General features: G+C 61.5%; 9 protein-coding genes and 1 rRNA gene. 8 read left to right on the top strand and 2 right to left on the bottom strand.

Annotation, left to right across the window (positions count from 1 at the left end; translation table 11 throughout):
* The 4 genes from rrf to ACFC4D_RS20875 form a co-directional block, all read left to right on the top strand.
* A 5S ribosomal RNA gene (gene rrf / locus ACFC4D_RS20890) occupies positions 1 to 86 on the top strand; the annotation flags it as partial.
* A gap of 82 nt (positions 87 to 168) precedes the next feature.
* Positions 169 to 729: a hypothetical protein gene (locus ACFC4D_RS20885; RefSeq protein WP_376065522.1), complete on the top strand. Its 561-nt coding sequence runs from the start codon at positions 169 to 171 to the stop codon at positions 727 to 729.
* A gap of 38 nt (positions 730 to 767) precedes the next feature.
* Positions 768 to 1,268 (top strand): LmeA family phospholipid-binding protein, encoded by a 501-nt coding sequence (locus ACFC4D_RS20880; protein ID WP_376065520.1) that lies wholly within the window; start codon positions 768 to 770, stop codon positions 1,266 to 1,268.
* Positions 1,269 to 2,489: 1,221 nt separating this feature from the next.
* The gene (locus ACFC4D_RS20875) at positions 2,490 to 3,758 is read left to right on the top strand and encodes a DNA sulfur modification protein DndB (RefSeq protein ID WP_376065518.1); all 1,269 of its coding nucleotides are present in this window, start codon (positions 2,490 to 2,492) and stop codon (positions 3,756 to 3,758) included.
* 311 nt (positions 3,759 to 4,069) lie between these two features.
* Here ACFC4D_RS20875 and ACFC4D_RS20870 read toward each other — a convergent pair whose 3' ends face one another.
* The gene (locus tag ACFC4D_RS20870; protein ID WP_376065517.1) at positions 4,070 to 4,300 is read right to left on the bottom strand and encodes a hypothetical protein; all 231 of its coding nucleotides are present in this window, start codon (positions 4,298 to 4,300) and stop codon (positions 4,070 to 4,072) included.
* Positions 4,301 to 4,328: 28 nt separating this feature from the next.
* Positions 4,329 to 5,021: a hypothetical protein gene (locus tag ACFC4D_RS20865; RefSeq protein ID WP_376065514.1), complete on the bottom strand. Its 693-nt coding sequence runs from the start codon at positions 5,019 to 5,021 to the stop codon at positions 4,329 to 4,331.
* Between the two features lie 295 nt (positions 5,022 to 5,316).
* Between ACFC4D_RS20865 and ACFC4D_RS20860 the strand changes: the two genes are divergently transcribed.
* The 4 genes from ACFC4D_RS20860 (at position 5,317) to ACFC4D_RS20845 (ending at position 13,402) form a co-directional block, all read left to right on the top strand.
* On the top strand, positions 5,317 to 6,537 hold the full coding sequence (locus ACFC4D_RS20860) for a TIGR02679 family protein (RefSeq protein ID WP_376065513.1): 1,221 nt from the start codon (positions 5,317 to 5,319) through the stop codon (positions 6,535 to 6,537).
* Positions 6,538 to 6,603: 66 nt separating this feature from the next.
* Entirely contained in the window at positions 6,604 to 8,136 is a 1,533-nt protein-coding gene (locus ACFC4D_RS20855; protein ID WP_376065510.1) for a TIGR02677 family protein, read from the top strand.
* Positions 8,136 to 9,374 carry a TIGR02678 family protein gene (locus tag ACFC4D_RS20850; protein ID WP_376065507.1) on the top strand — a complete coding sequence of 413 codons (1,239 nt, stop codon included), beginning with the start codon at positions 8,136 to 8,138 and terminating at the stop codon, positions 9,372 to 9,374. Before ACFC4D_RS20855 ends, ACFC4D_RS20850 begins: the two co-directional genes overlap by 1 nt.
* A complete protein-coding gene (locus ACFC4D_RS20845) occupies positions 9,371 to 13,402 on the top strand; it encodes a TIGR02680 family protein (RefSeq protein WP_376065505.1) in 4,032 nt (1,343 codons plus the stop codon). Before ACFC4D_RS20850 ends, ACFC4D_RS20845 begins: the two co-directional genes overlap by 4 nt.
* Positions 13,403 to 13,933 lie beyond the last annotated feature (531 nt).

Here is a 13,933-nt window from a genome sequence, read left to right as displayed (position 1 = left end):
GTCCCATTCCGAACCCGGAAGCTAAGGCCACCTGCGCCGATGGTACTGCACTCGACAGGGTGTGGGAGAGTAGGACACCGCCGGAACATCATTCGAGAAGACCCCCAGCATTCGCTGGGGGTCTTTTTCGTTTCACCACCAATTCCCTTGCGGCTCCGAATATCAGCCGTGTCTCTCTACCTCTCATATGAAGAAGATCCGCACAGCGGCCGATGGACGGTAACCGGCGAAGACGGCCACCGAACTATCACCATCACCCACGAATCCAAAGAAGTAGCAGCCGACCAGGTCGAAAAGTCCTTCGGCCGCAAGGCATCCCCGCGGCCACCCGAACCACCGCCGGGCTACCACCGCTTCACCCTCATAGACAGCCTCCTCAATTCGGAGGGTGCGACTCCCGACGACCCCGCCTACACCGCGATCAGGTCATCCCCACCCGAAGGCTGCGTCCCCGAACCCCTGACGCACTGCTTCAGCCTCGAATGCACCCGCCCCGGAACAGATCTCCTCGACGCCATCTCCACCACCTGCGCGCAGATCCGCAAGGATCACGGTCTGCTCCTGACCGACCTCGGCGTCGAAAAGGTAGACGAATGGGTCACCGACGGCAAAGACGGCTGGGGCGCAAGGATTCTGGCCCAACTCCTCCTGATGTCCATAGAACGAGCCCGCCTCCTCGGCTACACCCCCGACGACCTCACCCGCTTCATCCACCAAGTCACCAAATGACCCCCGGTGCGCACCAACAACCTTGGCATGATGTTGAGGTGCGCACCCTCCTTATCACCCTGATCATCATCGCGGGCCTGGCAGTAGCCGCCGACTTCGGCGCCGCGGCCTACGCCGAAAAAGCCGCAGCCGAATCCATGCGCAACACAGCCAACCTCGGCTCCAACCCCTCGGTAGACATCAAAGGCTTCCCGGTCCTACTCCAAGCCGCCCGAGGCAAATACGACGAACTCGTAATCAAGGCAAACCACGTAGGCACCGAGAAATTCGGCTTCGTAGACGTAGAAGCCACCCTCCACGGCGTAGAACTCCCCTTGAGCGACCTGAAAAGCCGCGAACTCCACCGAGTCCCGGTAGACCGCCTCGAAGCCACAGCCCGCTTCAACGCCCTCCGCCCCATGGTCCTCCTCGACGTAGCCGGCCTCCTCCCCTTCGGCGTAGTCCCCACCTCAATCCACATGGACGGCACCACCGTCATCGTGACAGGCACTGGCAAGAATCTCGTCGTCGACATCGACCAGCTGAAGGGGAAGTCCTGAAATACCTTATGCTGCGGCGATTTGGATAGTCGATGCTCTTCGTGATGCCATGACGACTATCAGTATCGTCGCGAGAAGCGTTCCGGCGATCGCCGCCTTCAAAATTTGTGACGATCGAGGCAGCGCGGCTAGGCGAATTCCTTGTCGGCATGCGAGTGCGCTCTCACGGCTGAAAGCGTTTCCGATCAGTTCCTCCTCTACGTGAGTCGTCCCAGAACTTTGCCGTGCCGAGAGTGCTTGCCATGTCTGCATGACAGCCTGAACATCGGTGCTGGAAAGTTTGCAAGCGATCGCAAACTTCTCGACTTGGACCGGATTGCGAGGTAAGGCTGTGTTTGTTCGGGCAACGAAGTTGTAGACCGTACTACGCGGCAAGCCAGAGAACTTGGCTACCTGGCCCGCCGTTAGTCCTGACTGGCTGAGTATGCTTCGCATCATCGCAGTGAACTCGCTACCGCCCGAACTCATGATTTGTCCTGGTTGGACAAGGCTGCCAATACAGCTCGCCGCAATCGTTCTCTGCTAGTCCGGAACTGCCCATGTACGGCGCCGAGTACCGTAGAAACCGAAGCTAGTGTGACGATCAGTGGTGCCGTGATGCCGAAACCGCAGAGTATTAGTGCCGCATCGAAGCTCAGAATCATCAGCAGTAGTGATATCACCGTTAACGCGGTCGGCCAGTTGAATGACCGTTCGGTTTGGGAAATCGGTTGATTTTTGTCCTCACGAGAGGACTGTTCGCGGCTCAAGGGTTCGCCCTTCTGCAGATGACGAGACTGCTGGCTTGTAGTTAGGAATGTAGACAATGGATATTTCGGACAATGTGCGCAAATTTTGGCTAGCGGTGCGAGCGGGCAATCCATTTTGCTCTATCGGCCGATCTGATCTTGACGGATAGCTCTCGCCTGGAGTAGTACTCTTCGGGTCGACGGTATTCCGTCCGTCAATATTCGAGCCACATGACGTGAATTTGCAAGGGTTTCGCCGATCTGGTGAGCGACACGCCAAGAATCGCATCCATTGGACACTGTGGATTCGTAGCCTATCTAACGTCCACAGTGTCCAACGGTGAGCTTGGGAGGCTGGCCCTACTCACTTCGGGAACTATTTGGATTCTGGACGGTATGATAATGAGGAAGTGCTTGAGTTTCTGGTTCCCGGTCGGCTAATCTGGCGTCATAAACTGCTCGATTACCGTCAAACTCATCCACGGGGATTTACATGAGCATTGTCATCAACCCGCTTCGACTGTCGAAGCCTCAGGACTCAAGCACTTACTTGGCTATGCGAACCACTCAGGGCGGCCGCCTTGTCTACACCGTGCGAGTGCCTCTGCTTGACTTGCCTACTATCCTGCCGATCCCAGACCCGAATAATGTTGATAAGGATAACCGCAAAGTCGATCGACTTCACGCTAAGCATTTTGGGGAATATCTGGATTGCACGATGGATTGGGTGGCACCCGCATTGCTTGCCCGAGATGACGGTGGATGCGTATTTGAGGGACTGGTAGATGACGGATCGGTTGGATACCTGACCATTCCGTGGGCGATTGGCGGGGTGTCGCCTTTGCATACGATCGATGGTCAGCATCGTGTTTTGGGTGTCTCGATTGAGAAACAGCGCATCACAAATGCGATTTCCGGCGTTGACCGTGATATGGCGCGGAAGATTGGGCCCGAAAAGGCAATTAGACTTCGAGGTGAGCGGGAAAAACTTATTGGTCAGATGAATCGACTCAAAGTAGAATTCGTCGGACTGGACATATACCTCGAACCGGACCCCATCAAGGCGCGGCAAATGTTTGTCGACGTTGCAGACAACGCAAAAGGTATAAGCAGCGCTGTTCGCGCGCGTTTCGATAGCTCAAAGGTTGCAAACCGAACTCTGTCTGACGTGCTTGACCATCCGTTGTTGAAAGGCAGGGTTGATGCTGAACAAGATCGGATGACGCCAAGTAATCCGAATCTCATGGGGGCTAAGCATGTCGCAGATATTACCCGGGCCGTCGTTGCTGGACCTGGTGGTCGTATCAGCAGGAAGGCGGAACAAACACTTACGGACGGCGAGGTTATCGAGCGTGTCAAAGACTTCTTAGATGTCATCTCGAATGCTTTCGTCGACCTTGCGGCGGTGACTGAAGATGAAATTTCAGAGACCGAGCGTGAGCTCGGAGAATTGACCAAAGCTCAAATACTTCGCCGCTCATCCCTGCTTGGATCCGTGGGTATGATCCGCGTGTTAGCCGGGGTATTTCAGCAGCTGCGCGCGAGAGATGAATTGATCGATATTGATGACATTACCGAGTTCTTTAAGCGGCTAGATCCGCACATGAAAGCACCAGTAGCCGATTCTAGCCTCTGGCGCACAACAGATGCTTCGAAAGATTTTGAACAGAATGCCTCGGCCCCGATTATGAGAACTCAAAATATCGTTCACCTCGTCGATGTTATCGTCGGGTGGTATAGGAAGCCTCCAGCTTTCTTGTAGCTCTGTCGTTAAGAACTTAAATTCATCGCGTGTGAAGGAGTGTATTTCATTTCAAGCTAGTTGACTGATTATTTGGATTCGAGGCCCGGAGTGCCAGAATCAGAAGAAGTCGAACTTGCCGATATCCTTGTTGGCGTCCTCACGAGTCGGTGCATATGCAGACGCGCGGCCTTAGGACTCCGATTGCAAGGAGAGTCCTGAGACCGTTCATCAGCTTCGATTGCGAAGCTTCAACTCAACCCTTTCGGCATCGAACCGTGCGCTACTCTCCCAAATCTCGTGGTCGGTATTGATTTTGGCGAGGAGGTTGATCACCAGCGCCCGCTCTTGATCGGCGGTTCGGCTTCTTCGACGAGCACCTTGGCGTACCGCACCGTATCGACGATGACGGATTTGATCCGTTCATGGTTCAAGTACGTACGCAGATCGGCCTCCCAGCGGCCGGCTGCGGCCTCGGGCTCGGCGACGACCCCACTGGAAGAGGACGGCGGAGCGTTCTTCTTCCTGGTGACCCATCTTGTGTAGATGGCTGGCAACGTCATACAGCGGATCACCGAACAACGCCAGCTCTCAATCCAGGAACACGACGGCGATGCCGTTCTGGATGATCATGTTCTTACGATGTACGTCCGCGTGTACGAGACGGAACGGGCGGGCTTCGAGGGTGCTCCAGCCGGAAAGTAGTGTGGCAAGCGGGTTCTCGGGCACACCCAAGCTTCTGAACAGCGAACCGAATCGATGCTGATTCTCCTGGTATGCGCGTTCGGTGATGTCCGATAGCCGGTGGGCGAACGCTGGCGGATCTTCTGTTGATGAGCTGGGCAACGTCGGCAGCAGCTCGGCGGGGATTCTGCGCAGATCAGCGAAGAGCTTTGGGACATCGCGTGGTACGCAATCGGGGACAGCGCGCCCACGTGGCGCGATGTCGTCGAGCAGGTCGCCGATGATGAAATCCTGGATCTGGTAGGTCGGGTGAGCCGACTCCCAACGCAATCGAGGAGCCGCTGCTACAAAAGGCTCGATTGCCTGCGCAATATCTGTACTTCCGGCCAGATCCGCAGATCCATGATGTCGGCACCGGCCACCGGAATTCGGACGTTCACCGGACCTGTTGCTCGCATGCTCCTTACCGGCCCGCGCTTTCAGCTCAGCCAGCAACCGTGACTTCCCGATCCCGCCGATCCCTGTCAGCAGCACCTTTGGCGTGTGCGTCGACTCGGCGAGCAGCTCATCGAAACGTAGGAACACCGCATCCCGGTTCACGAACGGACGCCGGATTGCCCCTGGGTTGGTAGCGTGCGGTCAACACCATCGAGATTCCCCCTCGCGATCGGCTCGCCTGATTCTCCCATGACTGAGATAAAAGCCGGCTCTTTCTGCTCGGTTGACCGCAGGTTTGGAGATGTCAAATCAACTGTTGTGGAATGCAATTCGCACTTACGCCCGGCCGGGTTTGAGTTCATGGCCTACCCATCGATAGATGAAGCGACCGGCATCTAGCTGGCGCGTATTCCGTCGAGAGTGAGTGCGGCGCCGCTGTGCCCGGTAATCTCAGCCGATGCCGAACTCCGCCATCGATCGCCTTGATCCTGGGCTCGCGCAACTCTGGCGCGAAGTGCATCGGCGCCTGTCATCGGGGCAGGCGGTGCGAAGGGTGACCGTCGGCCCGCTGGCCGAACTCGAACGCACCGCCACAGCCGAGTTCTTCGGGTGGGAGCGGCTGCCGATGGAGTTCGCCACCGTGGAGATGGACAGTCTCGAGTCAGCTGTCGTCGCGGTGACCGGCTTGTCGGTGCGGTCGGTTGTCGAGCAGATCGTGGGTCCGATCGGTGACCGTTCGGCTGAACGTCGTGAAGCCGCCGCTGAACGAAAGCTGTTGTGGGACTGGCTGAACGAGCATGCGGTGGTGGCAGCGCAGCCCGCGCTGCTGGGATGGGCCGCGGCGATGCGACGGTCCGGGCTGGTACGAGGGTCGGTTCGGCAGACTCGTGCGGAGTTGGAACGCGCGCTGCTTGTCATCTCCGAATTGCCCGGTGCTGGGATACCTGTGCCCGTTTTCGCGGACTCGGTGCTGCACGACCCGCACGCACTCGATGAGGGTATGCGCTTGCACGGCATGGTGGTCAAGGCATTAGCGGCTGTCTTCGGAATCGACGCGCCTGCGGACTCGGTGCAGCTGCGCAAACTGTGGGAGCGCGCCGGTCTCACCGGCGATGAACTGTCCTCCACGGTGCTCGCGGCCGGACTGAGCGGTGTGGGGGATTCGGTCGTCGGCAAAATCCTGGATGCTTGCGCGAATTCCGGTCACGCCGCTGGATTGACCCTGCAGCAGTTGCGATCGGTGCCGTGCTTTCTCGGTGCTCCGGATCGAGTTGCTGTGGTTGAGAACCCCAGTGTCATGGCAGTGGCGCTGCGCCGATTCGGTGACCGTTGTCCGCCGCTCATCTGCGTATCGGGCTGGCCCAGTAGCGCGGGAGTGCGTTTGCTCCAACACCTCCGTGATGCCGGAACGGAACTGCACTACCACGGTGACTTCGATGGCGAGGGTCTGCGCATCGCGGCGAATGTGGTGGCCAGGCTGGGAGCGCTGCCGTGGCGAATGAGCAGCTCGGACTATTTGGCCGCGGTCGACGGCAAGGGGCCGCCGGTCGGACGGGTTACCGGGGTGCCGTGGGATTCCGATCTTGCCGAGCACATGCTCCGTGTCGGCGTGGCTGTTCCGGAGGAGCGGGTGGCGAACGATCTGCTGGACGAGCTGGCGCGACAGTACGCCCTGTGAGGCACTTCGGGCTGTCAGTGGCGGGGTTTATCGTGGGCGATAGAAATATTTGTCAGGGGGAGCATCGTGGATCCGATCCGCGTTCCGCCGGAGATGTTCCGTTTCGCCACCGCGGATCGCTCCGATCTCTACGTGTCGGTGTTGCACGCCTTCGGGGAGGCGAATGAGCGGTTGGAGACCGCGTTGGGGATCGATGATCTCCGCTCGCGCATGCGGTCGATCGGGTGGCTCGAGTCGCTCGAGGACGATGACCTGATTGCCGCGCTGGACCAGCTTCGTTCCTGGTATCTGGTGGACGTAATCCAGAACCACTCCGAGAATTACCGCACCGCAAGCGAATACGAGCGCCGAAATCTGCAGTATTCGCTCACCAGGCAGGGGGAGGCGGCTTTCGCCGGTGTGCTCCATGCGATGTCGGTGCTGGTATCGGCGGGCGCCCTACAGACCGCGGTGCTCGACGCTATCGCCGACCGACTGGGTGATCTGCTCGGTGAGCTTGAATCCGGTACGGACCGAAGGGTTTTCAGTGTCCTGAGTGAGCTGGAATCGCACCTGGAAGCGCTGCGCGGGAACACGAAGAGCTTCAATGGCGAGCTACAGCGGCTGCTGCGTGCGGACACCGCGGATCTGGCGGTGTTCTACGAGGTGAAGGCCGCGACGGTGGCCTACCTGCAGGAATTTCTGACCAATCTCGAACAGCGCGGTCACACCATCGCGGCTCGAGTGCGCAGCGTGGAGGGCTACGGTGTCGCTCTGCTGCACCAGCGTGCGCTGCTCGGTGCTGAACTGCCGCAATTGAGCGGGACCGATCCGCGTCCCGCATGGCTCGATCAGCGCCGAGCGCGGTGGGAAGGTGTGCGCGCCTGGTTCTTTCCCCTCGACGGATCGGCGCCCCGCGTCGATCAGCTCGCGCTGGTTGGGCGGCGCGCGATCATCACGCTCTTGCAGGTACTGGATCGCGTCACCGAGTCCAAACGCAGATCCAGCAGCGCGGTGGCCGATTTCCGGGAGCTCGCGCGCTGGTTCAGCGTGATTCCGGATCAGGACGATCTGCACCGCTTGTGGTCCACCGCATTCGGTCTGAGCGCGGCCCGGCACGCGCATCTGGCTCATCCGGATCCCGAATTGGTGAGTTCGACCGCGTCCTGGCAGGAGTCGCCACCGGTGGAGGTTTCGGCCCTGCTGCGTTCCTCGGGCCGGACCGAGCGTTTCACCCGCACCGGCCGCGTCCGCGATGTCACCGCGATCAAGGCGGAGCGGGCCCGCCGCGCGACGCAGGAGCGCGCTGAACTACAAGCAGCTTGGGACATGCTCGATACCGGTGGTGCGGTGCGGCTGTCCGGCTTCGGCGCTCTCGACCATGGGGTCTTCGAACGTCTACTGGATCTGTTGGGCAGGGCGCTCAGCAGTGCCCCGGATACGAGCGGTGCACGGCGTGGCAGTACCACCGATGGACGAGTGGAAATCATCCTGCGCCCACTCCACGACGGCACTTTGGCCGAATTGAAAACGCCGCGTGGGGTTTTTCGCGGGCCCGACTATCTGCTGGAGATTGTTACCGCGGCACGGCAGAGCCGTACAGCGAGCGGGGACCAGTGATGAGCGAACTCGCCAATCAACTGGTGATCGCCGAGCGCGAAGAGGTGTCGCGGGGTATCCGGAAACTACTGGCGAGCCCGCTGGTGACCGAGCGCGGCGCACCGGACACCTTCGATCTGATCCGCCGTCGTCGCGAGCCCATCGCCAAGTGGTTCGACTTCTACTGCGGTTGGCCGCTGACCGTCGAACCGCGTCTGGGCTACGCCCGTCTTGTCAAGGTGCGCAGGGCGATCGATCCCACGCGACCGGCGCGTCGGCACCGGTCCGGCCGGGCGCCATTCGACCGTAGACGCTATGTGCTGCTCTGCGTGGTGGCCGCCGAACTGTTTGCCACACCAGTCACCACCATCGGCCTGCTCGCCGACCGAGTGAAGGCGGCCACGGCGGCCGATCCGGTGGTCAATTCGTTTGATTCCGCTGTCAGGCAGGAACGAATGGCGTTCGTCGACGCGTTGCGCATGTTGGAATCGTTCGCGGTCCTGGACGCCATCGACGGCACCGCGGACTCCTACATCGATTCGTCGACCGCGAAGGTGCTGTACCGCGTGGACAGCACGCTGCTACTACGTTTGCTGGCCGCGCCGATCGGACCATCGCAATTGGCGGCGCCGATCGAGGAGGTAGCGCTGCGTTTCGACGATCTGCTGGATGGCATTTCGCAGGAGCGTCGGTACGGCTTGGCATCCGGCAGGCATACGGACACGGCGGTGATCTCCGACGTGCAACGCAATCTCTGGTTGCGCCACAAGACTTTTCGCAGACTGATCGACGACCCGGTGCTCTATTTCGCCGACCAGACACCCGAGGAACGGGCATATCTCGCGTCGCCGACCGGCCGGCAGTTGCTACGCCGGGCGGCCGAACAGGGCGGTTTCCTGCTGGAGGAGCGCGCGGAAGGCGTGTTGTTCATCGATGTGGACGCGATTTCCACGGACGCCAAATTTCCCGATGACGCCTCCACCGCGAAGGTCGCCGGGTTACTGCTGCTCGAAGAGTTGGCCGCGCCGACCACCGTCGAGCGGTTGCGTCGTGCTGCCGCCCAACTGCTGGGACGCTTTCCGCGCTGGGCTCGCACCTATCGCGGCGAGGACGGTGCGCGAGAACTGGTAGATGACGCGCTGGCGACCCTCATCGGGTTCGGACTCGTTCGACGAACTGATACGGGGCTGGTCCTCCCGTTGCCCGCCGCTCACCGCTACCGGGTGAGCGATATCCGAACCGCTGGGGAGCCCTCGTGACACTCACCGAACTGCCCAGGCGCGCTAATGATTTCGATGAGTCTCAGGTGCGCTGGTCCCCGACTCGGGCGGGCATCCTCAATGTCTGGCGCTACTACGACGAGGTATTCGACTTTCACGATGGCCGGTTGCTGCTGCGCGGCCCCAATGGCAGTGGCAAGTCGAAGGCCCTCGAACTGCTGCTGCCGTTCCTGTTCGACGCCAGCCTGCGCCCCAATCGTCTGTCGACATTCGGTACCTCTGAACGCACCATGCACTGGAACATGATGGGGGAGGGGGCTTCCGGCATCACCCGAGTCGGCTACGTCTGGCTCGAATTTCGATTGCCGGGCGTCGAGGAGCGGTGGTTCACCTGTGGTGCGCGGTTGCAGGCCAGTGCGCACACCACGTCGGTTCATCCCGACTACTTCACCACGAACCTGCGCGTCGGCGTCGATCTCGCATTGACCAATGACGCGGGGCAGCCGCTCACCCGTGCGGGTTTGGAGCAGGCGCTCGGCGCGGGCGGTCAGGTACACGCCGGTCCGAGCGACTATCGCGACCGCGTCCGCGCCGCGCTTTTCCCGACCTTGAATGAGCAGCGTTACGACGCCCTCATTACCGCACTACTGCAACTGCGTACCCCGAAGCTGTCCCAGCGGCTCGATCCGTCTCTGCTCTCGGTGCTGTTGTCGCGCGCCCTGCCGCCACTGGGCAATGACGAAATCCAGGACCTGGCAGAGGGTTTCGAACGACTCGATGCCCAGCGCGAGCGACTGGGAAGGTTGCAGGACGAGGTAGCGTCCACGCGTGTGCTCGCTCGCCAGCAGCGCACCTACGCGCAGCGGGTGCTGCGCGCGCGTGCCGCCGCCCTCATTGCCGCGACCACGGAGCTGGAGAAACTTTCGGGCGAGGCGCGCAATTCCGCCGCGGAGTACGAGTCGGTGGAGCAGCGCAAGGGTCTTGCCGAGGCGAGAGTTGTCGGATTGGAGGCCGAACAGGAGGAGACCGACTCTCGCAAGGACGGTCTGATGGGCTCGGAGGCATACAAGCAGGGACTCGAGCTGGACGGCCTCCGGACCATCACTGCCAAGGAAGAGCGCCGAGCTGCGGAATTGCGCGCGGGGGCATCGAGGTATCACGCTGTAGCCGAGCAGGATACGGCGAATTCCGGGCGGGCTGTGAAAGAAGAACGGCGGCAGGCGCGGACCGCATCCGATCATGCGGCAGAGACACGTCAAGCAGCCCTGAGGGTTGGCATGATCGGCGTGTATGAGGAGATCGCGGCAGCACTCGACGGCGTTCGAACCCGCGCGCTGTTGCGAGCCGCGATACGTGGCAAGCGTGATCAGATCGCCGTTGTCGTGCGTGCGCTAGCAGGACATGAGCGCTCGGTGGCGCTGCGTCGGGACGCGGAGTCCGCGCTCGATGCGGCTCGCCAGGATTATGACGGCGCGGTGGATATTCAGGTCCAGGCTGTTGAGGAATGCGAAGAAGTACTACGGCAGTTGCGAATTCGGCTGAGTGATTGGGCGACATCATGTCGAGAGCTGGTTTTCGGCGCACCGGATGAGCTGGCCGACCGCGCCGAATCCGAGACCTCGGTAGCCGAGTTGATCAATGCTGCCGCGCGGACTGTTCTGGACCAGATCGCCCGCTCAGAAACTCTGATCGAATCGGCCGCGGAACTCACACGGGGCAAGCGGGAAGAGCTTGTAGCCGAACGCGATCGCCTTTTCAGCGAACACGATATCCTGCCGATCGCACCGCGCTGGCGGACTGCCGACCGGACCCGAATGGCGGGTGCGCCCCTGTGGCGCCTGGTCGACTTCGCTGAAGATGTTCCTGAATCCTCCAGGGCCGCAATTGAAGCCGCCCTGGAAGCATCCGGACTGCTGGACGCTTGGCTCGGACCGCGGGGCGAGATCGTCGGCCACGACGTGTTCGCGGACCTCGCCGCGCTGACTCCGGTCCCCGGCAGCTCGCTTGCTGACGTTCTGCGTGCCGAGCCGGTCGGTGAGGTCGATTCCACGCACGTGGTCACTCTTCTGCACGCCGTGGGCTTCGGCGATCATCTCGGCGTCGCGTCGGCCGCGCCGGTCGCGGCGATCGGCGCGGACGGCAGCTGGCGGATAGGCGCACTGACCGGTAGCTGGAACAAGGACCAGGCCGCCTATATCGGCGCTTCGTCCCGGCGGCGGGCGCGAGAACGCCGCATCGGCGAGCTGAAGGAGAGCATCGCCGAGTGTGACGGAACACTGACCGGTCTGGACCATGACAGGCAATCTCTGATCGCGTGCCGCGACGTGATCAGCGCCGAAGTGGATTCCCGCCCCGATTACACCGAATTCGCCGCCGCCCAGCTGCGGCTCACGCGGGCCGAATCCGACTTGGCTGCAGCGGATTCGGTAGTTCGATCACGGCTCGGCGAAGTCGAAGCGAAAACGGCCGCCGTGAAATCCGCGCTGCTGGAGCTGACTCGGCTCGCCGCGGAGACAGGCCTGCCCGCCGATCCGGAAGCGTTGGCGCGGGTTGGCACAGCCCTGGACGGTTTCGGCGATCACGCCGAAATCTGGCTGGATGCGCATCGAGAATGGATCTCCGCTCGCGAAAATGCCGCTCACCTCGCCGAAAAAGCGCAGCACTCAACCACTTTGGCGCAGGAACGGGAGTTGGAGGCTTCGGCGTCCGAGTCTGAACACCGGCAATTGGCGGCGAAACTCGCAACGGTCGAAGCCGTCATCGGACTTGATTACCGGGATGTGCTCGACCAAATACGTAGCATCCGAACACGGCTCGTAGCTATCGCTGACGAGTTGCGCACCTATCGCCTCGAAGTCAGCCGTCTCACCGGTGAACTCGGCAGACTGGACACCAAGCGCGATACGGACGCTCGGGCGCATGACGCCGCTTCCGCCGACCGCGACGCCATCGCACAGCGCTTCCGCCAAGTGGCGGCGGGAGTCCTACCGGCGGACGGGGACCTTCCCGACCTGGACGGATTTCGCACCCTGTTGGCTGGCTCCGAGGGCGTCCGCGCCGCCCTGGACGCCGCCCGTCTGGTGGCGGCGGCCTGGCCGACCATCCCTTATTCCGCGGCCAACCTCGGCGAAGCTCTGCGCCGACTGAACGACTCCATCCACGAGTCCCGCACTGCCCTGAGCTCCCGCGCCGACCTGGATCTCGAAACCGACGATGATATCCAGATTTTCACCGCCGTCATCGACGGCGTCCGTGTCGGCGCGGCCGAACTCCTGCACATTCTGCGCACCGACGCCCAGGAGGCTGAACAAGAAATCACCGACCGCGAACGCGCCCTCTTCGACAAGACCCTCACCGGCGACACCCGCCGCCACCTCGCCGCCCGCATTCGCCAAGCCAATGAGCTCGTAGACGGCATGAACGCACGCCTGGAACGCGTCCGCACCGCCTCCCGAGTCTCCGTCCGCCTGGTCTGGCAGATCGCCGACAACCTCCCACCCGGCACCAAGTCCGCCCGCGACCTCCTCCTCAAGGATCCCATCCGCCTCACCGAGGCCGATCACGAAGCGCTGCACCGCTTCCTGCGCGACCGCATCGAGGAAGCCAAGGCCGACGGCACCGCCACCAGCTGGGAACAACAACTGGCCCAGGTCTTCGACTACACCGCCTGGCACCAATTCGTCGTCAAGGTCGACCGCGGGAAGGGCGAGGGCTACCAGAAACTGACCAAAAAACTGCACGGCGCCCTCTCCGGCGGCGAAAAGGCCATAGCCCTGCACCTTCCACTCTTCGCCGCAGTAGCCGCCCACTACCAAACCGTCCCCCAAGCGCCCCGCCTGATCCTCCTGGATGAAGTCTTCGTCGGCGTCGACACCACCAACCGCGGCCAAATCTTCGCTCTCCTATCGGATCTCGATCTGGACCTGGTGCTCACGTCCGACCACGAGTGGTGCACGTATGCCGAATTGAGTGGGATCGCAATACATCAGATCATCACCGGCGACGGGGACGACGCGGTGACGACGGCGCGATTCACCTGGGACGGAAGGGAATTGCTGGAGGCATGACCGCAGTACCTCGCTACAGGCAGCACTCGCTCTCGTGTCACTACGCCGTATTCCGCGGCGTGTCTCTGGTCAAATCGCTGTCACAGGTGGTCAAATCGATCTGATCTTGCGGCCCGCCGAGCATCAAGTACAACAGTTACCGACCACACGGATCACTGGGTTTCCTTGCTCCGCAAGCATTCCGTGAGCAATGGTTACCGACCGAGTTCGAGCGAGAAACCCAACTCGCGTAGTTGGTGGACCCGTTACCGGGGCCCAGTCAGCTTCTGCATGTAGCGATCGAAGATAGGCTGATCAATCTCGTAGTATTCCTCGTAGCCGCCGACTTCACTTCTACTAATCGCTCGTAAGCGGCCCGCCCACATGGCGGGTCGCAGTAGCTGTCGCGACGGTGCAGGTTCCGCTGAGCCGATCGGCACCGGCCTCATCGCTGTGTGGCGGTATGAGCTCCCCACTGATGAAGCGTGTGCGTGTTATCGTGCAATCGGTGTCGCAGGGGTGCGTTTCTTCACTGAATGTGGCAGTGGGCGT

The organism is Nocardia sp. NPDC056000 (assembly GCF_042269265.1).
Taxonomy (GTDB): Bacteria; Actinomycetota; Actinomycetes; order Mycobacteriales; family Mycobacteriaceae; genus Nocardia.
Note: the sequence above shows the minus strand (reverse complement) of the source record. Positions and strands in the feature narration are given on the sequence as shown.

Coding starts and splice junctions, on each gene's coding strand:
- ACFC4D_RS20875 (WP_376065518.1), top strand. CDS start 2,490: ATGAGCATTGTCATCAACCCGCTTCGACTGTCGAAGCCTCAGGACTCA.
- ACFC4D_RS20870 (WP_376065517.1), bottom strand. CDS start 4,300: ATGACGTTGCCAGCCATCTACACAAGATGGGTCACCAGGAAGAAGAAC.
- ACFC4D_RS20860 (WP_376065513.1), top strand. CDS start 5,317: ATGCCGAACTCCGCCATCGATCGCCTTGATCCTGGGCTCGCGCAACTC.
- ACFC4D_RS20850 (WP_376065507.1), top strand. CDS start 8,136: ATGAGCGAACTCGCCAATCAACTGGTGATCGCCGAGCGCGAAGAGGTG.